Genomic DNA, 23,743 nt, shown 5'->3' on the forward strand with positions numbered 1-23,743 from the left:
TCAGCGATACGGCGCATCCATCGCGATGTTGCGCGCGATCTCGCGTTCCCAGCGGGCGCCGTTATCGAGCAGCTTGTCCTTGTCGTAGAACAGCTCCTCGCGCGTCTCGGTAGCGAACTCGAAATTCGGGCCCTCGACGATGGCATCGACCGGGCAAGCCTCCTGGCAGAAGCCGCAATAGATGCACTTCGTCATGTCGATGTCGTAGCGCGTCGTACGGCGGGTGCCGTCATTGCGGCGCGGGCCGGCCTCGATGGTGATGGCCTGCGCCGGGCAGATCGCCTCGCAGAGCTTGCAGGCGATGCAGCGCTCCTCGCCGTTCGGATAGCGGCGCAGCGCGTGCTCGCCCCGGAAGCGCGGCGAGAGCACGCCCTTCTCGAAGGGATAGTTCAGCGTCGCCTTCGGCTTGAAGAAGTAACGCATCGACAAGGCGAACGCGCCGACGAACTCCTTGAGGAGCAGTCCCTTGGCGGCTTGCGCGAGTGACATCCTACTCGTCCTTCTCTCGTCTCAGCCGAACAAAGTCCGGCCGATCAGGTAACCGACGATGGGCAGCCCGCCCACCGAAACCACCAGCACAGCCGCCTTCAACAGGCGGATGCGCCGTTCGTAATCATCCTTCTCGGCCTGCGTCTGCGAGCTGTCGGTGCGGCGCAATGCGCCGACCACAACGCCCGTTACGAGCCGATACTCGATCAGGCCGACGACGAAGCCGATCAGGGCTCCGATCAGGCCGGCCTGCCCCGCCATCAGGGAGCGGGCCCCCAACCGGTGATCTGCAACACCGCCGCAACGATCACGACACAAGCCAGCGACAGCGGCAGGAAGACCTTCCAGCCCAGCCGCATCAGCTGGTCATAGCGGTAGCGCGGCACGAAGGCCTTCACCATCGCGAACATGAAGAAGACCATGCAGACCTTGAGCGCGAACCAGAACACGCCCGGCAGCCAGGTGAAAGGCGCGATCGGGAACGGCGGCAGCCAGCCCCCGAGGAACAGGATCGTGGTCAGCGAGCACATGGTCATGATCGCCACGTATTCGCCGAGCATGAACAGCAGATACGGGGTCGAGGAGTACTCGACCATGAAGCCGGCGACGAGCTCCGATTCCGCCTCGGCCAGATCGAAGGGCGGCCGGTTCGTCTCGGCCAGCGCCGAGATGAAGAAGACGATGAACATCGGGAAGAGCGGCAGCCAGTACCAGCCGAACAGGCCCGCCTTCGAATTCTGCGCCTCGACGATCGCCGAGAGATTGAGCGAGCCGACGCAGAGCAGCACGGTGACGATCACGAAGCCGATCGAGACCTCGTAGGAGACCATCTGCGCCGCCGAGCGCAGCGCGCTGAGGAACGGGTACTTCGAGTTCGAAGCCCAGCCGCCCATGATGATCCCGTAAACGCCGAGCGAGGAGATCGCGAAGATGTAGAGGATGCCGACATTGATGTCGGCGATCGCCCAGCCTTCCGCCACCGGGATCACCGCCCAGGCCGCCAGCGAGAGCATGCAGGAGATCAGCGGCGCCAGCAGGAACACGCCCTTGTTGGAGCCCGACGGGATGATCGGCTCCTTGAAGACGAATTTCAACAAGTCGGCGAAGCTCTGCAGCAGGCCGAAGGGGCCGACCACGTTCGGGCCGCGGCGCAGCTGCACCGCCGCCCAGATCTTGCGGTCGGCCAGCAGGATGAACGCGATGAAGACCAGCAGGCAGACCAGCAGCAGCAGGCTCTTGCCGGCGATGATCGCGAGGTCGAGGACGAGGTCCCAGTTCATCTGAGGCTTACTCCGCCGCCTGGCGCATGCGGCCGGAGGCCAGCGCCGAGCATTCCGCCATCACCGCCGAAGCGCGGGCGATGGGGTTCGTGGTGTAGAAATCGGCGATGGCCGGGACGAAGCCAGCCTTCTCGGTCGCGCCGCCCTGCCCGGCCAGTTTCGCCAGACCGGCGCGATCGCTCTCCGCCACCGTGTCGACGGCCGCGAAATGCGGATGGGCGGCATAGAGCTCGCGGCGCAGCGCCGACAGCGAGTCGAAGGGCAGCGCTTTGCCGAGCGAAGCGGAGAGTGCCCGCAGGATCGCCCAGTCCTCCTTGGCGTCGCCGGGGGGGAAGGTGGCGCGGGCCGCCATCTGCACCCGCCCCTCGGTGTTGACGTAGGTGCCGGACTTCTCGGTGTAGGTAGCCCCCGGCAGGATCACGTCGGCGCGGTGGGCGCCCTTGTCGCCATGGCTGCCCTGGTAGATCACGAAGGCGCCGGCCGGCACCTCGATCTCGTCGGCACCGAGCAGGAAGAGCACGTCGAGCGCGCCCGCCGCCGTCATGCCGGCGACGTCGAGACCGCCCTCGCCCGGGACGAAGCCGAGATCGAGCGCGCCGACGCGGGCCGCCGCGGTGTGCAGCACGCCAAAACCGTTCCAGCCGTCCTTGACCGCACCGAGCACCTCAGCGGCCTTGGCCGCGAGCGAGAGCACGGCAGCGCCATCCTTGCGGGAAAGAGCGCCCTGCCCGACCAGCACCATCGGCCGCTCACCGGCCGCCGTCGCGCGCTTGACCAGATCGGCCAGCGTCTCAGGGCCGGCGCCGAGATAGTCATAGGCGTAGGTCAGGTCGACATTCTCGCCGATCAGCGAGACCTTGAAGTCGCCGCGCAGCCAGCGCTTGCGGATGCGGGCATTGACGATCGGCGCCTCGCGACGCGGATTCGAGCCGATGATCAGCAGCGAGGTCGCGTCCTCGATACCGGCGATGCCGGTATTGAGGATATAGCTGGCGCGGCCGAAGGCCGGGTCGAGCTTGGCGCCATCCTGGCGGCAATCGAGGTTGTTCGAGCCGAGGCCTGCGATCAGCGCCTTCAGCGCATAGATCTCCTCGACCGCGGCGAGATCGCCGGCGATGGCGCCGATCCGCTCGGGCTTGGCGGCCTTGAGCTTGGAGGCGACCAGCGCGAGCGCCTCGTTCCAGCTCGCCGGGCGCAGCGCGCCGTTCTCGCGAATGTAGGGGCGGTCGAGACGCTGGGTCCGAAGACCGTCGGCGATGTGGCGGGTCTTGTCGGAGATCCACTCCTCGTTCACCGCCTCGTTGACGCGCGGCAGCACGCGCATCACCTCTCGGCCACGCGAGTCGACGCGGATGGCCGAGCCGACCGCGTCCATCACGTCGATGGATTCGGTCTTGGTCAGCTCCCAGGGCCGGGCCTTGTTCTGGTAGGGCTTGGAGGTCAAGGCGCCGACCGGGCAGAGGTCGACGACATTGCCCTGCAGCTCCGAGCTCATCGCGTGCTCGAGATAGGTGGTGATCTCCATGTCCTCGCCGCGGCCGATCGCGCCGAGGTCGGAGGCGCCGGCGACCTCGGTGGTGAAGCGGACGCAGCGCGTGCACTGGATGCAGCGCGTCATCGAGGTCTTGACCAGCGGGCCGATATACTTGTCCTCGACGGCGCGCTTGTTCTCTGCATAGCGCGAGGTGTCGACGCCGTAGGCCATGGCCTGGTCCTGCAGGTCGCACTCGCCGCCCTGGTCGCAGATCGGGCAGTCGAGCGGGTGGTTGATGAGCAGGAACTCCATCACCCCTTCGCGCGCCTTCTTGACCATGGGCGACTTGGTCAGCACGACCGGCGGCTCGCCGTTCGGGCCGGGGCGCAGGTCGCGCACGCCGATGGCGCAGGAAGCCTGCGGCTTCGGCGGGCCGCCCTTAACCTCGACCAGGCACATTCGGCAATTGCCGGCGATCGAGAGCCGCTCATGGAAGCAGAAGCGTGGCACCTCGGCGCCCGCCGCCTCGCAGGCCTGGAGCACGGTGTACTCCGGCGGAACGTCGACCTCGATGCCGTCGATGAGGAGTTTGGTCATAGTCTCACTCCGCCGCCATGAGCCTGACCGGCTCGCCATGCGGGTTGGCGGCATAGTCGTCGATGCGCTGCTCGATTTCGTGACGGAAATGGTTGATCAGGCCCTGGATCGGCCAGGCGGCAGCATCGCCCAGCGCGCAGATGGTGTGGCCCTCGATCTGCTTCGACACATCGAGCAGCATGTCGATCTCGCGCTTCTGGGCGCGGCCTTCGGCCATGCGGTTGACGACACGCCACATCCAGCCGGTGCCTTCGCGGCAGGGCGTGCACTGGCCGCAGCTCTCATGCTTGTAGAAATAGCTGATGCGGGCAATGGCGCGGATGATGTCGGTCGACTTGTCCATCACGATCACCGCCGCCGTGCCGAGGCCCGACTTCAGCTTCGAGAGCGAGTCGAAATCCATCGGCGTATCGATGATCTGCTCGGCCGGCACCATGCGTACCGAGGAGCCGCCGGGGATGACCGCCTTGAGATTGTCCCAGCCGCCGCGGATGCCGCCGCAATGGCGGTCGATCAGCTCGCGGAAGGTCAGGCCCATCGCCTCTTCGACGTTGCAGGGCTTGTTCACATGGCCAGAGACGCAGAACAGCTTGGTGCCGACATTGTTCGACGTGCCGATCGAGGAGAACCAGCTGGCGCCGCGGCGCAGGATGGTCGGCGCGACCGCGATCGACTCGACGTTGTTGACGGTGGTCGGGCAACCGTAGAGGCCGACATTGGCCGGGAAAGGCGGCTTCAGCCGCGGCATGCCCTTCTTGCCCTCGAGGCTCTCGAGCAGCGCCGTCTCTTCGCCGCAGATATAGGCGCCGGCGCCGTGATGCACATAGAGATCAAAGGGATAGCCGTGCTTGTTGTTCTTGCCGATGAGGTTCGCCTCATAGGCCTCGTCGACGGCACGCTGCAGCGCCTCGCGCTCGCGGACATATTCGCCGCGGATGTAGATGTAGGCCGCATGCGCACCCATGGCGAAGGAGGCGATCAGGCAGCCCTCGACCAGCGTATGCGGGTCGTTGCGCATGATCTCGCGATCCTTGCAGGTGCCCGGCTCCGACTCGTCGGCGTTGACGACGAGGTAGTGCGGGCGCCCGTCGCTCTGCTTGGGCATGAACGACCATTTCAGGCCGGTGGGGAAGCCGGCGCCGCCGCGCCCGCGCAGGCCCGACTTCTTCATCTCGTCGATGATCCAGTCGCGCCCCTGTTCGAGCAGGAACTTGGTGCCGTCCCAGGCGCCACGTTGCATGGCGCCCTTCAGCGACAGGTCGTGAAGGCCGTAGAGATTGGTGAAGATGCGGTCGCGATCAGCAAGCATCGTTGTTCGCCTCAGTTCGCCGGCTTGTCGCCGAGCTTGCTCTCCGGCCGCCAGCCGGTAGCGAGCTTCTTCGCCTGCGAGATCCAGTCGTCGCGGACCGCCCTGCCCTTGAAGCCGGTCAGCCGGGCATCGACCCAGGCGAGCTCGGCGGGGGTCCAGGCGGCAACCTGGTCGAAATGCCAGATGCCCATCTCGTTGAGCATCTTGCCGAGCTTGGGACCGACGCCCCAGATGAGCTCGAGGTCGTCGCCCTTGCCGCCGCGGGCCGCGGTGAGCAACTCGGGCTTCGACTCGGCAACTGCGGCGGCGGGTTCGGCAGCCGGCGCGGCCTTGGCAGCCGGCGCCTTCGGAGCCTCGCTCTTGGCGGTGTCCTTGATCGCCTTGCTCGTCGCCGACGGAGTGTCCTGCGCGGCGCTCGCCGGCTGGTTCGGTTCGGACGGCTTGGGACGAGCTGGCGCAGCGGCCTCGGGAGCCGGCGCGGTCTTGACGTCGGTCGGGCCGGCCTTGGCCGTCGCGGCCGCCGTCTCGGCTTCCGCCTTGGCCTTGGCCTCGGCCGCGGCCTTCTCGCTGGCGATCTTGATCGCTTCTTCGCGCTGGGTGGTGATGCGCTTTTGCCAGTCGCCCAGACCGATCATCGAGCCGTCGAAGAGGGCCGGATCCTTCAGCGTCTCGCCGCCGCCAAGCGGCTCCGAGCAGGAGCGGTCGACCTGCGGGCCGGGCTTGGTCGGCCGGCCCTCGCGCAGATCGCCGAGGAGCTTGCGGAAATTCTCGGGCGTCAGGTCTTCGTAATAGTCGAAATTGATCTGCGCCATCGGGGCGTTGCAGCAGGCGCCGAGGCATTCGACCTCGAGCCAGGAGAGCTTGCCGTCGGCGGTGACGGTCGACTGCGGACCGATGACCTCCTCGCAGACCTTCTTCAGCGCCTCGGCGCCGCGCAGCGCGCAGGGCGTCGTGCCGCAGAGCTGGACGAAGTGCTGGCCGACCGGCTGCAGGCTGAACATGGTGTAGAAGGTCGCGACCTCCAGCACCCGCATCGGCGCCATGCCGAGCTTGCGGGCGACCTCCTCGATCGCGGCACGCGGCAGCCAGCCATCATGCTGCTCCTGCGCTTTCCAGAGCAGCGGGATGACGGCCGAGGCCTGGCGGCCCTCGGGATATTTGGCGATCTGCTGATCGGCCCAGTTCTCGTTCGCCGCGGTGAAGGCGAAGGAGGCAGGCTGAACGTGATCGGGCGCGAGACGACGGACGGACATCAGCGGTCCACCTCACCAAAGACGATATCGAGGGAGCCGAGGATCGCGGAGACGTCGGCGAGCATGTGCTTGCGGCACATGAAATCCATGGCCTGGAGATGGGCGAAGCCCGGCGCCTTGATCTTGCAGCGATAGGGCTTGTTGGTGCCGTCGGAGACGAGATAGACGCCGAATTCGCCCTTCGGCGCCTCGACGGCCGCATAGACCTCGCCCTCGGGCACCTTGTAGCCCTCGGTGTAGAGCTTGAAGTGGTGGATCAGCGCTTCCATCGAGCGCTTCATCTCGCCGCGCTTGGGCGGCACCATCTTGCCGTCGAGCGAGGAGATCGGCCCGCCGCCGTCAGCCGAGAGCAGCTTCTCGCAGCACTGCTTCATGATGCGCACCGACTGGCGCATCTCTTCCATGCGGATGCAGTAGCGGTCGTAGCAATCGCCGTTCTTGCCGACGGGGATGTCGAATTCCATCTCCTCGTAGCACTCATAGGGCTGCGACTTGCGCAGGTCCCAGGGCGCGCCGGAGCCGCGCACCATCACGCCCGAGAATCCCCATTTCCAGCAGGTTTCGAGATCGACGACGCCGATGTCGACATTGCGCTGCTTGAAGATGCGGTTGTCGGTGAGCAGGCCTTCGAGATCGTCGCAGACCTTGAGGAACGGATCGCACCATTCGGCGATGTCATGGATCAGCGAGGTCGGCAGGTCCTGGTGGACGCCGCCCGGCCGGACATAGGCCGCGTGCATGCGCGCGCCGCAGGCCCGCTCGTAGAAGATCATCAGCTTCTCGCGCTCCTCGAAGCCCCAGAGCGGCGGGGTGAGCGCGCCGACGTCCATCGCCTGCGTGGTGACGTTGAGGATATGCGAGAGGATGCGGCCGATCTCGGAATAGAGCACGCGGATCAGCTGGCCGCGGCGCGGCACGGTCACGCCCATCAGCTTCTCGACGCCAAGCGCGAAGGCGTGCTCCTGGTTCATCGGCGCGACATAGTCGAGCCGGTCGAAATAAGGCACGGCCTGGAGATAGGTCTTGTGCTCGATCAGCTTCTCGGTGCCGCGATGCAGCAGGCCGATATGCGGGTCGACGCGCTCGACGATCTCGCCGTCGAGCTCCAGCACCAGGCGCAGCACGCCGTGTGCGGCCGGGTGCTGCGGGCCGAAATTGATCGAGAAGTTGCGGATGTTGTGTTCGGTCATGGTTCAGGACCGTTTCTGCGGCTGGAGAAAGATGTTCTCAAGCGGATCGGATTTGAGGCGGCCCGCATATCGCTTGCAGGCGGTGGCATTCGCTGAATTTTCCGAAGCCGCCGCGAGAACCTCTTCGCGATCGTAACTCGGCAGCGTGGCGGCCTGGCTCAACATGCTTCGAACATAGGAGGGTTCGGCCACGGCCGAGCGCACGATCTGCGGAGCGCAGGCCTTCAGGACATGCTCCGCCGCCAAGGCCATCCGAAAGACCTGAACGCCCATCAGGGTCGCTTCCTGTTCGTTCGGGAGGCGCACCGTCACTGAGCGCGTTTGCTGAGCCCATGCAGCCGGGGCCAAAGCCACGAGCAAAACGGCCGCCAGGCTCTTCAATCCGCGGCGATAGCGAAAGGCACTCATCATTCGCGCCCTCCGGCCTGCTGCGCTCCGAACTGAGCCGTGAACTCGGCGATCACCTGCTCGCCGGTCTTGCGGCGACGCTCGCCCGCGAAGGCGTAGAGGTCAGGCTTCTCGTCGATGAAGATCTCTTCGGCGAAGACGAGATCGGAAGGATTGTCGAGGCTCGGGAACGCCACCGCGACATGGCCCTCGCCGGAACGCTGGCGCCAGAACAGGCTGGTGCCGCAATTGCGGCAGAAGACGCGCTCACCCCATTCGGACGAGGTGTAGACGGCAAGATGCGTCTCGTCGGCGACCGCAACCTCCGTGCAGGGCACGGTCATCAGCACGCCGCCGCTCCATTTGCGACACATGTCGCAATGGCAGACGTCCATCTCCGGCTTCGCCAGCGTCGCCGTAAAGCGAACCGAGCCGCAAAGACAGCCGCCTGAAAGTGTGTGGCCTTCGCCCATCGGCTCAGCCCACCTTGGCCTTCTCGTCGCCCGGCAGGACGTATTCCGTCCCTTCCCAGGGCGAGAGGAAGTCGAAGTTGCGGAACTCCTGGTTCAGCTTCACCGGCTCGTAGACGACGCGCTTCTGCTCGTCGTCATAGCGGACCTCGACGAAGCCGGTCAGCGGAAAGTCCTTGCGCAGCGGATAACCCTCGAAGCCGTAATCGGTGAGGATGCGGCGCAGGTCCGGATGGTTCGAGAACAGGATGCCGTAGAAGTCGTAGGCCTCGCGCTCGTACCAGTTCGCCGCCGGGAAGACCTCGATCACGGAAGGGACCGGGGTCGCCTCGTCGGCCTGGACCTTGACGCGGATGCGCCGGTTATGGCGCGGCGACAGCAGGTGATAGACGACCTCGAAGCGCTTCTCGCGCTGCGGATAGTCGGCGCCGGCGATGTCGGTGAAATTGACGAAGCGGAAGCGCGGATCGTCATAGAGGGTCTTGAGGACCCGCACGATCTCGGCGGCCTCGGCGAGCACGGTCAGCTCGTCATAGGCGACGACGACATCGCTCACCGCGCCGGGCAGCGCCGCCTTGATCTCTTCGCCCAATGTCACGAGCGCTTCGCTCATCGCATCATCCTTCGAGAATGACCTGGTGATGCGTCACCACGTCATCATAGCTCAACAGCACGGCTGCAGCCGCTGGCTCGACCACTGCTGCTTCCAGCTCCGGCTGCGCAAAAGCCACGATCGCTGCCATGCTGTCCCAGCGGGTCTGCACGGTGATCTCGACTTCGCCGGCAACCGGGCGGTTGAGCAGCGAAACGCCGCGAAAGCCGGCCAGCGCCTGCAGCTGCGGCAGCACCGAACCGGACAGGTGCGCGCGATAGGCGAGCGCTCCCTCCGGCGTGGCTCTTGCCCGCCATTGCCGCATCACGCTGGCGCCAGCTTCGCTCACCGCTCGATCGTCCCGGTCCGCCGGATCTTCTTCTGCAGCAGCAGCACGCCATAGAGCAGCGCTTCCGCGGTCGGCGGGCAGCCGGGCACATAGACGTCGATCGGCACGATGCGGTCGCAGCCGCGCACCACCGAATAGCTGTAGTGGTAATAGCCGCCGCCATTGGCGCAGGAGCCCATCGAGATGACGTAGCGCGGCTCCGGCATCTGGTCGTAGACCTTGCGCAGGGCCGGAGCCATCTTGTTGGTCAGCGTACCGGCGACGATCATCACGTCCGACTGGCGTGGGCTGGCGCGCGGGGCGAAGCCGAAACGCTCGACATCGTAGCGCGGCATGGAGAGCTGCATCATCTCGACCGCGCAGCAGGCGAGGCCGAAGGTCATCCACATCAGCGAGCCGGTGCGGGCCCAGTTGATCAGGTCGTCGCTCGCCGTGACGAGGAAACCCTTGTCCGCCAGCTCGTTGTTGATCTCGACGAAATAGGGATCGCGCGTGCCGAGCGGCTTGCCATCCGGGCCGAGCAGGCCCCTGGGTGCCGGCGCGACGAGCGGATCACCGCGATCGATCGCTGTCATGGCCATCAGTTCGAACCTTTAGGTTTCGTCGAATGTAAGAACACGGACAGGAGCGTATCAGGTCTCTGCGACAAAGCGATCAGTCCCACTCGAGCGCACCCTTGCGCCACTCGTAGACGAAGCCGACCGTCAGAACGCCCAGGAACACCATCATCGACCAGAAGCCGACCCAGCCGAGGCCGCCGAAGGCGACCGCCCAGGGGAAGAGGAAGGCGACCTCGAGATCGAAGATGATGAAGAGGATGGCGACGAGATAGAAGCGCACGTCGAACTTCATGCGCGCGTCGTCGAAGGCGTTGAAGCCGCACTCATAGGCGGAGAGCTTCTCGGCGTCCGGCTTGGAATAGGCCACGGCGAACGGGGCGATCAGCAGCGCCAAGCCGATCACCAGCGACAGGCCGATGAAGATCGCCAGAGGCAGGTAGTCCGACAGCAGGGACTGCACAGGAAGAGCTTGCATCTGTCACCCCGCTTCAACCCGGCGCCGAGGCGGCGCCCTCAATCTCGCCAGTCGATTAGACCCTGCTTTAGAATCACGCAAGGGTTCGCCGCGCCGCACAACGCGGCTGTCGCCATGTCTTTGCCGCATATGTCGACCGGGCTTGCGAAAGTGTCATGATTCCCGGTCGTTTCAGCGCCAATTTTCGTGATCGGCCGCACCCGGCGCAAGGTGGTTGTCGCAGCGCGTCGAAGCATGGCAAACGGGGACGTAACGTCAGTCTTCGGTCCCGGCACGATTCGTCGGCCAGCACTGCCGATGCGTCAGGAGAACGGTTGCGGGAATGCCGAGGCCAACAACGCATCGTGACCGTGCGCCCCTGGCCGCTGTCCTGCCGTCGGCGGCCCGCGAAGCATGAGCGCATTGCGGCGAGTCGTGCTGGCCGGCGTCTGTGTCGCCACGATCGGGCTCGGCGGTCCGGCCGCAGCGCAGATGATGCTCGCGCCGCTGCCACCGGAGCGTCCGTTCGATCTCGACTTGCAGATCAATCCCGGCGCACCGCCGATCGTCGTGCTTCCCCAGGCTCCGGTCGAAGCCAGCGTCGTGACGACGCCTGGACCGGCCCCCACTCTCGCCCAGCCCGAGCCCGATGACGATGAGGGGCCGGAATGGCCGCAGCGCACACCGGGGCAAACTGCCGAGGAACCCGCCTTCGATCCCAATGAGAAACCCGACAGACCGGGCATCTCGACCGATCCCGGCACCTCGATCGTCTGCCTGCCGCCGGTGCTGAAGAGCATCCTCGGCAAGATCTCGGACAAGTACGGGGCGGTGAAGGTGACCTCGACCTGGCGGCCGCCCTGGCGGGCGCGGCGCGGCTCCTATCACAAGCGCTGCGAGGCGATGGACTTCCGGGTGCCGGGCGTCAGGCCGCGCACCGTCCTGGAATGGGCCCGCAACCTGCCCGAGGTCGGCGGCCACAAGGTCTACTGGAACGGGCTGATCCACATCGACACCGGGCCGCGCCGGCCCTGGTGATCAGGCGCAGGGCATCAGCCCAGCTCAAATCTCTGTGACGGCTCCCCGAACCGCCTCCAGCGTGGCATCGACGATCGCCGCATCATGCTCTGACGACACGAACCAGGCGCCGCGCTCCAGCACGCGCACGCCGCGCCTGAGCAGCGCATGGGCGAAGCGGCCATAGGCGACCTTGTCCGCGCGTGCGACATCCCGGTAGTTCCGCGCCGGCGCGTCGAGCCCGAAGGCGACATGGAACATTAGCGGGAAGCCGGCGACCTGCGCCTTGATACCCGCATCTGCCAGGATGGTGCGGATGCCGTCCTGCAGGCGCTGGCCATGTGCGGAGCTACGCTCATAGTGCTCGGGCGTCAGCAGCTTCTGCGTCGCGACCATCGCCGCCATCGCGATCGGCTGGGCGTTGAAGGTGCCGCCATGCAGCACCCCGTCTGCGAACAGGTCGACGAGGTCGGCGCGGCCGGCGACCGCAGCGACCGGGAAACCGTTGGCGATAGCCTTGGCCATGAGGGTGAGGTCGGGCGTGACGCCGAAGCGCTCCTGCGCCCCGCCGCGGGCGAGGCGGAAGCCGGTGATGACCTCATCGAAGATCAGCAGCGCACCGTGCTTGCGGCAAGCTGCGAGCGCGCCTTCGAGGTAGCCAGGTGCCGGGGTGATGGCACCCTGATTGCACATCGCCGGCTCCATCAGCACTGCCGCGACGTCGCCCTTGGCGAGGCGCGCCTCCAGTGCCGCCAGATCGTTCCAGCCGAGGATAGAGAGCCCCTCGCCCGCTTGCGGGTCCTGGCCCTTGCTGCCGATCACGGGAGTCGGCACATCCTCCGGCCCGGCCGCATTCAGCCCCGGCGCGGTGGACCAGAGGATGTTGTCGAACCAGCCGTGATAGTGCCCCTCGAACTTCACGATGGTCCGCCGACCGGTGGCGGCGCGGGCGAGCCGGATCGCCGCCTGCGCCACCTCCGAGCCCGATGAGCCGAAGCGCAGCCGCTCGGCTGACGGGATGCGCTCGCAGATGAGTTTAGCCGCCTCGTATTCGACCGGCGCCTGGCCAGCGAAGAGAATACCCTTCTCCGCCTGCCTCCTGACTGCTTCGAGCACCGGCGCTGGCGTATGGCCGAGCACGGTCGCGCCCATGCCGCAGTAGTAGTCGATGATCCGGTTGCCATCGACATCGATCAGGTAGGCGCCCTCGCCGCGCTCGAAGACGAGCGGCCCCGGGGCCATGCCGAGGCGGAAATTGCTGTTCACGCCGCCGGCGATGAAGCGCGCATTTTCTCCGATCTGCCGGGCGGATTCCTCGAAGCGTAGTGCTCCCGTCTGCTGAGTGCCGCTCGCTGCCACCTGCATCGCCTCCGCTGCATTCCGCCCGAGCAGACCAAAGCGCTCCATCCGCGTAAAGGAACGCGCGTTTCGTGTTGCGGAATTCGACTGGACTGGGCTATGCCGGCTGAGCTTTTACGGAGCAACCAGACTCGCCATGCCGAAGACGAGCGAGAATCCTTACGTGGTGCAGCCGGTGATGAAGGCGCTGAGAGTGCTTGAGCTGGTCGCGCGCCACGGCCACGAGATCGCGCTCACCGCCGTCAGCAAGGAATTGCGGATCCCGAAGACGACGACCTTCCGCTATCTGCAAACATTGTCCGCCGCCGGCTTCCTCGACCACAACCGGGCAACCGATCGCTACACGCTCGGCCCGCAGATGCGTTCGATCGCCCGCGCCGATGCCAGCGTCAGCAAGATCCGCACGCTCGCCCGCCCGGCGATGACCGAACTGATGCACGAGTTCAACGAGACGGTGAACCTCGCCGTGAAGGGCAACGGCACGATCGTCTATATCGACCTGATCGAGGCCAATCGGTCGCTCAGGATGCAGGCGCGCATCGGTGACAGCCATCCGATGCACTCGACCGCGCTCGGCAAGGCGATCCTCGCCTTTCTCCCGGAGGCTGAACGGCAGCGCCAGCTCGACCTGCCGCTGACCGAGCGCACCGGCCGCACCCTGCTCGAACGCGAGGAGATCGAGCGGCAATTGCGCCAGGTCGCGCGCACCGGCTACGCCACCGAGATGGGCGAGAACGAGGACGGCGCCATGTGCATCGGCGCGCCGATCCTCGACGAGCACGGCTACCCCGTCGCGGCGCTGTCGATCTCGGCGCCATTGATGCGGATGCCGCATTCGCTTGCAGCCAAGGCTGGTGCGCGTTTGCGCGAGATCGCGGCCGGGATTTCGGCCCATCTCGGCTCTCAGCCAGTGGCGACTGGCTGACGCCCGGCTCATCGGTATTCGATCCGCGGGTCGATCCAGGCGTAGAGCATGTCGACCGCGAGGTTGATCAGCATGTAGGCGATCAGAATCACCAGGATGCAGCCCTGGATCAGCGGATAGTCGCGGGTGGTGATCGCCTGGATCAGGAGGCGCCCGAGGCCGGGATAGGTGAAGACCGCCTCGGTCACCACGGCGCCGCCGATGAAATGCGCCATCATCAAACCGACGATGGTGACGAAGGGCAAAAGCGCATTGCGCATGATGTGCAGGCCGACGACGCGCTTCTCGGGCACGCCCTTGGCGCGGGCGGTGCGGACATAATCGGCCCGCGCCTCGCCGATCAGCGAGGCCCGCAGGAAGCGCCCGAGCACGCCGGAGACGTAGACGCCGAGCGTCAGTGCCGGCAGGGCAAGGCTGCGCAGGGCATCGAGCGGCGCTTGCCAGAGCGGCACATAGCGCGAGGCCGAAGGCAGCCAGCGCAGTTCGACGGCGAAGAGCAGGATCAGGAGGATGCCGAGCCAGAAGGTCGGCACGCCGAGCGCCAGAGCGCTCCAGCCGCTGAGCACACGGTCGAGCCAGGAATTCGGCCTGACCGCGCTGGCGATCGCGACGGGAATGCCGATCACGAGCGCGACAAGGATGGCGCAGAGCGCAAGCTGCAGCGTCGCCGGCAGCCGCTCGCCGATCAGCTGGAGGACCGATTGGCGGCTGTGCAGCGACAGGCCGAAATCGCCGGTCAGTGCCCGGCCGAGCCAGTCGGCATATTGCACCAGCATCGGCCGGTCGAAACCGAAGCGCCGGGTCACCTCGGCGATCTCCTCCGCCGTGGCGTTCTCGCCGGCGATGACCGCGACCGGGCCGCCCGGCACGGCGTAGATCATCGCGAAGATCGCGAAGGAGGCGATCAGCAGCACGGGCAGCATCTGGGCAAGGCGGCGCAGGACGTAAGACGTCATCGCCGGCCTCCGATCGTCGCGCCGGAGGCGTCGGTCTCGTCCCGGTCGAGGATCGCGGTCAGCGCCCGGCCGATCGTATCGAAGGAGAGGATGGTCAGGGTCAGGACGAGGCCGGGCAGTACCGCATAGGTCGGAGCTTCATAGAGATAGGATTTGCCGGTGCGCAGCATCTCGCCCCAGCTCGGCGTCGGCGGCGGCACGCCGACGCCGAGGAAGGCGAGCGCCGCCTCGAGCAGGATCGCGATCGAGGCGAGCACGATCGCCTGCACCACGAGCGGGCTGAGGATGTTGGGCAGCAGGGTCCGGAGCATGATGTAGCCGGGACCGCCGCCGAAGCTGCGCACCGCCATGACGAAATCGAGCTGGCGCAGCGCCATCACCTGCGCCCGAGCAATGCGGGCGAAGCCGGGGATGCCTGCAATGCCGACGGCGATCAGCGCAGCACCCTGGCTGCGGCCGAGCACGGCGATCAGCGCCATGGCGAAGAGGATGTTCGGCAGAGCGAGCAGCACGTCGATGCAGCGCATCAGCAGCGAGTCGCGCCAGTCGCCGTAGAAGCCGGCGACGAGCCCGACCGGCACACCGATCAGCGCCGCGATCAGGACGGCGCCGAAGGCCGTGACCAGCGAGGTGCGGGCGCCGTAGACGACGCGCGCCAGGATATCGCGACCGAGCTCGTCGGTGCCGAACCAGGCCTCGGCCGAGGGTGGCTTCAGGGAATCGGCAATGCTTTGCGCCAGCGGGTCGAGCGGCAGGAGGCCGGCGAAGAGCGCCGTCAGAGCGACGAGTGCGAGGAAGGCAAGACTGAGGGCCGGGCCGCGCCGGGCAAGCAGCCGGCGCAGCAGATTTCCCAGGGTGACCAATGTCTCCGTCATCGTGCCTTGTCGCGCAGGCTGTCAGCTGCGCGCACGGTGCCCAATCGCCTCATTTGAAGCCGATGGTGCGGGCGATGAAGAGGTTGTCGATGTCGAGCGTGATGCCGCCGATCTTCTCGGAAGCGACGATCAAGCCGACATCATAGGAGTTGGTCGGAATGCCGAAGGCGTCCTCGACCATGACGCGGTTGAGGTTGTCATAAGCGGCCTTGACCTCCGCCTCGCCGCCGGCAGCAGCGTCGACCTTGGCGATCGCCGCGACATAATCCGGATGCGGGTGCGGATCCTTGAGGATCGGATTGCCTGAGGTGCGGTAGATCGAGTTGGTCGTCACCCGAGACGGGAATTTCTGGACATTACCGACCGCGCCGAAGGTCGCGGCGAAGTCGCCGCCGAGCAGCGCGGTGACGTATTCGGCGCCCTGGCGCATGTCGAGCTCGATCGGCACGCCGACCTTCTGCAGCGAGCCTTGCACGATCTGGCTGATCGCAACGGAGGCCTCGTCGCTGCCGTTGACCAGCAGCTTCCAGCCCTTGATCTCGTCGGCGGAGAGGCCGGAGGCTGTGATCAGCTTCTTCGCCTTTTCAAGGTCATAGGCGTAAGTCTTGGTGTAAGTATCGTCGAAGGCCGGGCTCGCCGGAGCCCAAGGCAGCGCCACGACCTTGCCCATGCCGGCATAGCCGACACGCAGGATGCTGGCGCGATCCATCAGATGATTGAAGGCCTGCCGGAACGACTTGTTGCGGAACGGGCCGCGCGTCGAGTTGATGCGGAAGACCTGCACCAGCGGCCCCGGCCCGGCGAAGACCTGGTAGCCGGCGCCCTTCAGCCTGACGGCGCTGCGCGAGGAGCCGTTGTAGACGATGTCGACCGCACCCGATTCCAGCGCCGCGGTCGCTGCCGCGTCCTCGCTGAACACGGTGAAGACGAGGTCCTGCGCGACCGGCTGCTTCTCGCGCCAGTATTTCGGATTGGCCTTGAGAACCAGCCCCTGGCCGACGGCGCGGCTGACCAGCGTATAGGGGCCCGTCCCGGCCGGCACGGTCTCGACCGTGTCGATGCCCTTGGCCTCGATCGGGATCAGGAACTGCAAGAGGTCGAGGATCTGGCGCTCGGGCGCCGGCGCCTTGAAGTTGATCACCACCGTGCGCTCGTCCGGCGCCGACCAGTCCTTGACGATCGACATGGTCGAAAAGACGTTCTTGCCGCGCTTGGGATCGGCGCCCTTCTGCAGCGTCGCCAAAACGGAATCCGACTTGAACGGCGCGCCGCTGTGGAAGGTGACGCCGTCGCGCAAAGTCAGGCTGACCGAGGTCTTGTCAGGTGAAATTTTCCACTCGGTCGCGAGGCTCGGCTGCGGTTTTCCGTCCGGCGTGTACTCGATCAGGCTGTCATAGAGGTTCTTGATGACGTGGAAATTGACCGTCGAGAGCTGCTGCGGGTCGAAATTGGCGAGTTCACTGAGCACGCCGACGCGCAGCGTGCCGCCCTTGAGCTGCTGGGCGAAGACCGGGCCGGCCGCCAGCAGCGGCGCCGTTCCAGCGAGGGCGAGACCGGTCATGCAGAATTGACGTCGCGACAACTTCATCATCGCTCTCCCCTTTTTCTTGTTCAGGTCGACAATCAGCCCGTTCCCGCTCCCGGCTGGGACGAATGCGCCCGCCAGTCGCTTATTGTTTCCAGTGGGTAGACCGGCCGTGGAATGCGCTGCCACGGCAGGGTGAAGACATCGGACTGCCCCGGCCCGCGCGTGTCGGCGCGGATCACCTGCGCGGTGATCGGGGCGAAGTACTGGAAGTTCGAGGCGGTCTTGAGCACCGCCATCTTGTAATCGGCGAGGTCGATGCCGAAGGCCTCGTAGACCCCCGGCACATTGCCGGCGACACCGCGCAATTCGCTGATCAGCAAGGTCACCGGTCCGACGTCGAAGATGACGACGCGGCCCATGTCGACCTCAGGCTGGTGATTATAGTCCAGCCGCACCGGGCCGCCGCCGATCCGCCGGACCCGACCGGTCACGGTGAGCGGCCTGAAGAAGGCGATCGCTGCGTCGCCACCGAGCGGCAGCGTCACTTCGGCGCCCTCGCCCGCCGCGACCAAAATCGCAACCGCCTGCGGTGAGATCAGCGGGATCAGGGTGCGGCTCCTGGTGCCCTGCCTCAGGATCGACTCGAGGATCAGGTTGCTGTCGCCGGCCGCGCCGCCGAAGACGGTGTCGCCGGTATCGCTCAGCACGATCATGCCACGCTCGGCGGCATCACCCGCCCGCACGGCCTCGTCGACCGAGACCGCTTCCCGGACCTGGAAGTCGTCGCGCATCGACCAGGCGAGATCGGCGAGCTCGTCGGCCAGCCGCTCAGCCAGGGCCTTGTTGCCATCGGTGACGACGATCGTCGACCAGCCACCCTCGGCGACATCGAGCCAGGGCTGCATCGGATAGTTCGAGGCCTGCAGCACACGCGGATCGGTTTCCAGCGCCCTCGCCCGGTCGAACCAGATCTTCATCGGCCCCTTCGAGGTCAGGAACTGCTCCTGATGCGAGAGCAACGGGATCTTGCGCCAAGCCATCACCGGTTTCAGCCCGTCGGTCAGGATGCGCAGCAGAACCTCGGTCCCGACCTTGCCGGTATCGAAGACGTCGTGCGGCTGAGTGCGGTGGCCGACGATCGCCGTGCAATTGGCCATGATCTTGTGGGTGACATTGGCATGGTGATCGAGCCCGAGCAGGATCGGGACATCGGGGCCGAGGATCTGCCGGCAGAGCTCGGCCTGCTCGCCCTCGACATCGTCGACACCCTCGGCGGCACAGGCGCCATGCAGATGCAGGACGAGCCCGTCGATCGGCCCGATCGCTTCGAGGCCGATGCGGATCTTCTCCTGGAAGAAATCGAAGGCTTCGCGCGAGATCCGCCCGCCGGCGACCGCCCATGCACGGATGATCGGGATCGTCTCGATCTCAAGACCTGACTCTCGGACGGCGGCATAGTGACCGCCGATCTGGCCGATATCGCTGAAATGCCGGGCGATGTCCTCGCCTTCATAGAGGCCGAAGGCCTGGAAGTCGGCGAGCGTGGTCAGCACCGGATTGAAGTCGTTGGTCTCCTGGACAATGTGGATCAGCGCAAGACGCACATCGACCTCCCGGACATCGGCAGCCGCTACCGGACCGCCGATCGCAGCAGTGAGCCGCCTCCCTCAAGTCTCACTCTGGCAAGGCTTGTTTGCCGAGACGGAAGGCGCACAACCTAGCCAAAAGCGTAGTTGCCGCGGTTATTTCGCGTCAAGGATCGCCGGTTTCGCGACAAGAAACATGAACTCAGAAGAAGCTCCGGATCGCTCCCGTGACGCGATAGTCATCGTCGACCAGCATCAGGTGCGCCCATTTATCGAAGGTGGTGCAGGGATGGCCGATGCCGAAGGCGACCATGTCGCCGACCTCAAGCGGGCTCTCCAGCGGCGTCCCGAGATGGCAGTGCTGGTCGTTGAGCGCGAGCACCGTGTGCCCGGCCGGCATCGGCTCCGGTCGGGCCATGGCACCACCAGGCCGATACCAGCGCAACGGCACCGGGAAGCCGGAATCGTAGCTGATGTCGCGCTTGCCGACGGTGAGTAGGCTGCGCCCGCGCTCGGGCCGCGACTGGACATAGGCCCAGACTTCCAGTGCCGGTTCCAGCCCGCCCGGTGGCAGCGTCAGGCTGGTTTCCATGGTGATCCGGCGGAACGAGGCTGTGTAGGTCGTCGAGTCATGGGTGAGATAGCAGCCGGAGCGCAGCAGCTTCAGGATCGGCCGAACGAAGGAGGCGGCGTTGAAGCGCTCGCCGGCACGGTCGAACAGCGAGGTGCCGCCGGCGCTGAGCACCATCGGCTCGGGGCCGAGCAGCCCTTCGGCTTCAGCTGCCGCTGCGGTCGCGACCACTTCGTCGAGCAGCCGATCGGCTGCCTTGGGCTCGCTGAGCAGGCCTTCGAAGCACTCGAAGCCGGAGAGCCGCAGGCCCGGCGAGGCAGCCACGGCGCATGCCACTGCCAAGGCTTCCTCCCGGCTGCGTGCGCCGGTGCGCCCGCCCATGAAGCCGATCTCGACGAGGATGCGCAGTGGATTGATGTTGCGATGCTTCGCGGCGGCCTCCGCCAGCAATGCGACGCCGGCGGTGCTGTCGGCGAGGCAGTAGAGCTCGAAGTCCGGCTCAGCCAGCGCGTCGAAGCAGGCGGCGATCTCCTGCTTGCCGACCGGCTGGTTGGCAAGGATGACGCGCTTAACCCCATAGCGGCGGCAGACGGCGAGCTGCTGCACGGTCGCGACCGTGATCGCCCAGGCGCCATCGGCGATCTGCAGGTCGAAGAGCTGCGGCGCCATGGTCGTCTTGCCGTGCGGCGCGATCAGGAGATCGTTGGCGGCGGTGAAGGCAGCCATCCAGGCGCTGTTCGCCTTCAGCACGCTCTCGCGGATGACGGCGAGCGGCATCGGCATGTCACCGGCCAAGACGTTCCAGCCCTGCTTGCCGATCTCGCCGAGCCGGAGCGAGGCTCCGGGCGGCACGCCCTTGATCGTCCCGTCGAGCTGCTGGTCGTCGATCTCGCCGAGCGACAGGCGTGGAATAGCAGCTATAGCCATGGGTTCGGATCCAGAGGTGAGAAAGGTCGCCTGACCTTGGTATAGGGGATCTTGCTGGCATCAGGCGGATAGGGCCCGCCGCTGTCGAGATAGAGCACGCTCGCGGCGATCGGCGCGAAGGCGGCGTGGAAATGGTTCGAGGATTTGACCACGACCAGCGTCTTCGCCGTAAGGTCGACCCCGAGATCGGTGAACACCGGCGGGCTGAAGGTCTGGGCGCGGGTCGAGGCCAGCACGATGTCGAGCTTGCCGATCCGGATTGCAGCGGCAGGACCGAGCGAGACCCAGCTCTGCTCGAACGGGATCAGCAGATCGGCTGTCGTCCCGACGACCTGTACAACGGCGTCGATCGGCCGACCGGAGGACGGCGCGGCCTTGCCCGCGAAGCGCAGCGGAATCTCAGCGCCGATGCCGGCGGCGCGGCAAAGGCTGACGGCGATCGGGTCCCAGAGCGCGCCGATCGCCGCCAGTATCTCGGGATGGCGCAGCAGCGCTTCGACCATCACTGAGGAATCGCCAGCGACGCCGCCGCCGGGATTGTCCCAGCGATCGGCGAGGATGACGGGCTTCCCCGGCTTGGCCAGTTCGATCGCAGCCGTGATTCCCTCATCCGGCTTGTAGTGTTTGGGCGAGGCGCCCTGCCGCCAGCCGAGAATCTCCAGTCCGAGCTGCTTTGCCAGCGCCGCGGCCTTGTCCCGATCGCCATCGGCGATGACGAGGACCTTTGTGCCGACATCGGCGACATCGGCCGCCTGGAATCCGTGCGCGACCGAGATGCTGAGGATGCCGTCCCGGCCCTCCAACGCCTTGATCCGGTCGACGAAGCCGCGGCCGGGTTCGCGGCTGGTCATGAAGGCGGCAAGCCCGCGGCAATCGAAGACGGCGCTCACTGGCTGCACCCCGCCACGCGCGGTCCTGAGGCAGAGCTCCAGCAGGTCCTCGGCCCGCGCCAGGAAGTCGGTATGCGGGAACTCCTTGAAGGCGACGATGATGTCGGCGCCCTTAACCATCTGCGTGGTCAGATGGCAGTGCATGTCGAGCTCGACGCCAATAGTGCAGTGCGGCCCGGCGAGCGCTCGCACCCGCTCGATCAGGTCGCCCTCGCAGTCGTCGTAGCCCTGCGCCACCATGGCGCCATGCAGGCCGAGCAGCACGATGTCGACCGGCAGCGCCGCGCGGAGCTGGCTCAGAATCTCGTCGCGCAGGCTCTCATAGCCGTCGCGCGAGACGAGCCCCGCCGGCTCGGCCCAGGTCGCCGTGCCCTCGACCAGCTCGTAGCCCTCGCTGGCGGCACGGCGCCGCGCTGCGACGATCGGGGCCGAGCACAATGTCGGCGTCTCCGGATGCGTGCCCGGTGGGCAATAGAAGGCGCTCTCGAAGGCGCTGCGATCGACATAGAGCGGCGCGAAGGTGTTGGTTTCCGTCGCCAGCGACGCAGTGAAGACGCGCATGCGGATCCATTCCCGAGCAGCGCCGGCGCCGCCTCTTCGGTCACCGGCGCGGTCATGAAACCGGGAGCGGACTTGCCCTGTCAAAGCGTCGGCGTTCCCTGCAATGGAACAATGCAGGCTTGATCCGGAACAGATGAGCCGCCGAGATGCTCCTGCTTCGTCTCCAGGGAGCTGCCGAGACCATGTCGCAACGTCGCCGCATCCTGCTCGGAGCGCTCTTCCACGAGACGCACAGCTTCGTCGACGAGATCACCGGCCTCGCCGACTTCACCATCCGCAAGGGCGACGAGCTCCTGCAGCGGCGCGGCGACGGCTCGACCGTGGACGGCTTCCTGGAGGTCGCGGATGCGGAAGGCTGGGAGGTCGTGCCGACGGTCGACTACACCGCCCTGCCCGCCGGCAGCGTCGACCATGCTGTGTTCGCGCATTTTCTTCGCAAGTTCGATGCCGGACTAAAGGCGGCGCTGACCTCCGGCGGCCTCGATGGCATCTGGCTGGCGCTGCACGGCGCCATGGTCACGACCGAATGTCTCGATCCCGAGGGCACACTGCTGGCTCATATCCGCAAAGTGCCTGGTTGCGAGACGCTGCCCGTTTTCGGGGTCTTCGACCTGCACGCCAACTTCACCGCCGCCATGGCGCTGAACGCCAACGCCCTCGTCGCCTATCGCGAGAACCCGCACATCGATGCCCGCGACTCCGCCGTTCGCTCGGCGCGGTTGCTGGCGCGGGCTTTGAACGAGGGCGAGCTGCCGCGCATGCTCTCCTGCAATGCGCCGGTGATGTGGCCGCCGACCGGCACCAGCACGGCCGACCGGCCGATGCGGGACCTCGAAGCCTTGGCGCGCCGGATCGAGGAAGAGAATGCCACGATCTGGGTTGCGAACGTCATCGGCGGCTATTCCTTCTCGGATGTGCCGGAGGCTGGCGTCGCCTTCTCAGTGGCCTTCACCGGGTCGGAAGCCGCGGCCCAGGAAGCACTCGAACGGCTGGCGCAGAGCGCGACAGAGCTGCGCGAGCTCGGCCTGCCGGCGGAATGGGATCTCGACGAGGCCATCGCCGAGATCCTGCGCTCGCCAGGCGGACCCTACATCGTCGTCGAGCCGGCCGACAATATCGGCGGCGGGGCGCCGGGCGACAGCACCTCGGTGCTGCGCGCCTTCTTGCGCCATGGCGTCGAGAACTGCGCAGTTGCCATCGCTGACCCGGCCGCCATCGCTGCGATGTCCGGCGCGAAGCTCGGCGAAGTGCGCAGGCTCTCGATCGGCGGCAAGGGCAGCGCGATCGCCGAGGGGCCGGTGGAGATCGAGGCAACCTTCGTCAGCGCCAGCGACGGCGCGTTCGCACTCGAAGACCGCAACAGCCATCTCGCCGCATCGCAGGGCTCGCGCTTCAGCATGGGCCCCAGCATCGTCGTGGAGGCCAATGGCGTCACCATCCTGCTGACGAGCCGCAAGACGCCGCCCTTCGACCTCGGGCAATTGCGCTCGCAAGGCATCGAGCCAGAGGCTCTCAAGGCTATCGGCGTCAAGGCAGCGGTGGCGCATCGGCGCGCCTATGACAAGATCGCCAAGGGCAGCTTCACCGTGGCGACGCCCGGCCCCTGTACCAGCCGGATCGAGACCTTGCCATTCAAGCGGCTGCGGCCCGACGTCTTTCCGATCAACGACGGAACGTCCCGCCGAGCACCGACGAACGGATCCGGCGCGCTTTAAGAAGCAATTTCAAATATCTGGATTGTTTCTGGAAAATGGCGCGGGCGACGGGGCTCGAACCCGCGACCTCCGGCGTGACAGGCCGGCACTCTAACCAACTGAGCTACGCCCGCGCGGGCGGCGGAGGAACTCGTCCCCGGCGGCGTTGGGATTATGGCCCCAGGCTCTGCCTGTCAAGCACTGAAGCCGTCAAAATGTTGATCATCTCCAAAGTGCAGCGAAACAGGCCGAAACCCGACGGTTTCCTGATTTCCAGATCGCTGCGATGCCGACGGACCATCGTTACGCTCACCAGGCGATAGCGAATCTCGAGTTTTGCCTCGGTGGCAGCGCCAAGCCAGCGTGGCAGCTTTCGCCTTCGGGGGCGGCGCTCGCCGCCCCCGCCCCGAGTTCGCAGTCGACCAAAGGCTTCGCGGGCTGCACAGTGGC

23 protein-coding genes and 1 tRNA gene are annotated in these 23,743 nt (G+C 66.4%); 3 read left to right on the plus strand and 21 right to left on the minus strand.

All coding sequences use genetic code 11. The features are described from left to right. The 13 genes from nuoI to AC07O0_RS08810 form a co-directional block, all read right to left on the minus strand. Nucleotides 1–489 carry an NADH-quinone oxidoreductase subunit NuoI gene (gene nuoI / locus AC07O0_RS08750; protein WP_057192642.1) on the minus strand — a complete coding sequence of 163 codons (489 nt, stop codon included), beginning with the start codon at nt 487–489 and terminating at the stop codon, nt 1–3. 21 nt (nt 490–510) lie between these two features. Beyond that, nucleotides 511–750, minus strand: a complete 240-nt coding sequence (locus AC07O0_RS08755; protein ID WP_346356999.1) for a hypothetical protein — start codon at nt 748–750, stop codon at nt 511–513. Continuing rightward, complete coding sequence (nuoH, locus tag AC07O0_RS08760; RefSeq protein WP_454027343.1) at nt 750–1,769, minus strand: NADH-quinone oxidoreductase subunit NuoH; 1,020 nt, start codon at nt 1,767–1,769, stop codon at nt 750–752. Before nuoH ends, AC07O0_RS08755 begins: the two co-directional genes overlap by 1 nt. Before the next feature lie 7 nt (nt 1,770–1,776). Continuing rightward, entirely contained in the window at nt 1,777–3,840 is a 2,064-nt protein-coding gene (gene nuoG, locus AC07O0_RS08765; RefSeq protein ID WP_494621983.1) for an NADH-quinone oxidoreductase subunit NuoG, read from the minus strand. Nucleotides 3,841–3,844: 4 nt separating this feature from the next. Then, entirely contained in the window at nt 3,845–5,149 is a 1,305-nt protein-coding gene (gene nuoF, locus AC07O0_RS08770; protein ID WP_494621985.1) for an NADH-quinone oxidoreductase subunit NuoF, read from the minus strand. Nucleotides 5,150–5,160: 11 nt separating this feature from the next. After that, entirely contained in the window at nt 5,161–6,402 is a 1,242-nt protein-coding gene (nuoE, locus tag AC07O0_RS08775; RefSeq protein WP_494621987.1) for an NADH-quinone oxidoreductase subunit NuoE, read from the minus strand. After that, nucleotides 6,402–7,592, minus strand: a complete 1,191-nt coding sequence (locus AC07O0_RS08780) for an NADH-quinone oxidoreductase subunit D (RefSeq protein ID WP_454027339.1) — start codon at nt 7,590–7,592, stop codon at nt 6,402–6,404. The genes nuoE and AC07O0_RS08780 overlap by 1 nt, the downstream gene beginning before the upstream one ends. 3 nt (nt 7,593–7,595) lie before the next feature. After that, nucleotides 7,596–8,000 (minus strand): hypothetical protein, encoded by a 405-nt coding sequence (locus tag AC07O0_RS08785; RefSeq protein WP_494621989.1) that lies wholly within the window; start codon nt 7,998–8,000, stop codon nt 7,596–7,598. Continuing rightward, nucleotides 8,000–8,452, minus strand: coding sequence for a GFA family protein (locus AC07O0_RS08790; protein WP_494621991.1), 453 nt, complete (start codon nt 8,450–8,452; stop codon nt 8,000–8,002). Before AC07O0_RS08790 ends, AC07O0_RS08785 begins: the two co-directional genes overlap by 1 nt. 4 nt (nt 8,453–8,456) lie before the next feature. Beyond that, on the minus strand, nt 8,457–9,062 hold the full coding sequence (locus AC07O0_RS08795) for an NADH-quinone oxidoreductase subunit C (RefSeq protein WP_494621993.1): 606 nt from the start codon (nt 9,060–9,062) through the stop codon (nt 8,457–8,459). 4 nt (nt 9,063–9,066) lie between these two features. Then, nucleotides 9,067–9,390: a hypothetical protein gene (locus AC07O0_RS08800; protein ID WP_494621995.1), complete on the minus strand. Its 324-nt coding sequence runs from the start codon at nt 9,388–9,390 to the stop codon at nt 9,067–9,069. Next, the gene (locus AC07O0_RS08805) at nt 9,387–9,965 is read right to left on the minus strand and encodes a NuoB/complex I 20 kDa subunit family protein (protein WP_454027335.1); all 579 of its coding nucleotides are present in this window, start codon (nt 9,963–9,965) and stop codon (nt 9,387–9,389) included. The genes AC07O0_RS08800 and AC07O0_RS08805 overlap by 4 nt, the downstream gene beginning before the upstream one ends. Nucleotides 9,966–10,044: 79 nt before the next feature. Further along, nucleotides 10,045–10,410 carry an NADH-quinone oxidoreductase subunit A gene (locus AC07O0_RS08810; RefSeq protein WP_137880769.1) on the minus strand — a complete coding sequence of 122 codons (366 nt, stop codon included), beginning with the start codon at nt 10,408–10,410 and terminating at the stop codon, nt 10,045–10,047. A 408-nt stretch (nt 10,411–10,818) separates the two neighbouring features. On the opposite strand from AC07O0_RS08810, the gene AC07O0_RS08815 reads away from it, so the two are divergent. Further along, nucleotides 10,819–11,442: a YcbK family protein gene (locus AC07O0_RS08815; protein ID WP_494621998.1), complete on the plus strand. Its 624-nt coding sequence runs from the start codon at nt 10,819–10,821 to the stop codon at nt 11,440–11,442. 24 nt (nt 11,443–11,466) lie between these two features. Here AC07O0_RS08815 and AC07O0_RS08820 read toward each other — a convergent pair whose 3' ends face one another. Beyond that, on the minus strand, nt 11,467–12,786 hold the full coding sequence (locus AC07O0_RS08820) for an aspartate aminotransferase family protein (RefSeq protein ID WP_494622000.1): 1,320 nt from the start codon (nt 12,784–12,786) through the stop codon (nt 11,467–11,469). Between the two features lie 130 nt (nt 12,787–12,916). Between AC07O0_RS08820 and AC07O0_RS08825 the strand changes: the two genes are divergently transcribed. After that, nucleotides 12,917–13,705 carry an IclR family transcriptional regulator gene (locus tag AC07O0_RS08825; protein ID WP_494622002.1) on the plus strand — a complete coding sequence of 263 codons (789 nt, stop codon included), beginning with the start codon at nt 12,917–12,919 and terminating at the stop codon, nt 13,703–13,705. A gap of 8 nt (nt 13,706–13,713) precedes the next feature. Here AC07O0_RS08825 and AC07O0_RS08830 read toward each other — a convergent pair whose 3' ends face one another. The 6 genes from AC07O0_RS08830 to AC07O0_RS08855 all read right to left on the minus strand — a co-directional run bounded on the left by AC07O0_RS08830 (nt 13,714) and on the right by AC07O0_RS08855 (nt 21,599). Then, nucleotides 13,714–14,661 (minus strand): ABC transporter permease, encoded by a 948-nt coding sequence (locus AC07O0_RS08830; protein ID WP_494622004.1) that lies wholly within the window; start codon nt 14,659–14,661, stop codon nt 13,714–13,716. Then, nucleotides 14,658–15,536 carry an ABC transporter permease gene (locus tag AC07O0_RS08835; protein ID WP_494622006.1) on the minus strand — a complete coding sequence of 293 codons (879 nt, stop codon included), beginning with the start codon at nt 15,534–15,536 and terminating at the stop codon, nt 14,658–14,660. Before AC07O0_RS08835 ends, AC07O0_RS08830 begins: the two co-directional genes overlap by 4 nt. Before the next feature lie 49 nt (nt 15,537–15,585). Further along, nucleotides 15,586–17,097 (minus strand): ABC transporter substrate-binding protein, encoded by a 1,512-nt coding sequence (locus tag AC07O0_RS08840; protein WP_494622008.1) that lies wholly within the window; start codon nt 17,095–17,097, stop codon nt 15,586–15,588. 62 nt (nt 17,098–17,159) lie between these two features. Continuing rightward, nucleotides 17,160–18,668, minus strand: coding sequence for a M81 family metallopeptidase (locus tag AC07O0_RS08845; protein ID WP_494622010.1), 1,509 nt, complete (start codon nt 18,666–18,668; stop codon nt 17,160–17,162). Nucleotides 18,669–18,852: 184 nt separating this feature from the next. Then, on the minus strand, nt 18,853–20,148 hold the full coding sequence (locus tag AC07O0_RS08850) for an alanine racemase (protein ID WP_494622012.1): 1,296 nt from the start codon (nt 20,146–20,148) through the stop codon (nt 18,853–18,855). Then, on the minus strand, nt 20,139–21,599 hold the full coding sequence (locus AC07O0_RS08855) for a M81 family metallopeptidase (protein ID WP_494622014.1): 1,461 nt from the start codon (nt 21,597–21,599) through the stop codon (nt 20,139–20,141). Before AC07O0_RS08855 ends, AC07O0_RS08850 begins: the two co-directional genes overlap by 10 nt. Nucleotides 21,600–21,745: 146 nt before the next feature. On the opposite strand from AC07O0_RS08855, the gene AC07O0_RS08860 reads away from it, so the two are divergent. Continuing rightward, nucleotides 21,746–23,314 carry a M81 family metallopeptidase gene (locus AC07O0_RS08860; RefSeq protein ID WP_494622016.1) on the plus strand — a complete coding sequence of 523 codons (1,569 nt, stop codon included), beginning with the start codon at nt 21,746–21,748 and terminating at the stop codon, nt 23,312–23,314. 36 nt (nt 23,315–23,350) lie between these two features. On the opposite strand, the gene AC07O0_RS08865 is transcribed toward AC07O0_RS08860, so the two are convergent. After that, nucleotides 23,351–23,427, minus strand: a tRNA-Asp gene (locus tag AC07O0_RS08865). Nucleotides 23,428–23,743 lie beyond the last annotated feature (316 nt).

Source organism: Allobosea sp. GW821-FHT10B12, from assembly GCF_059415545.1.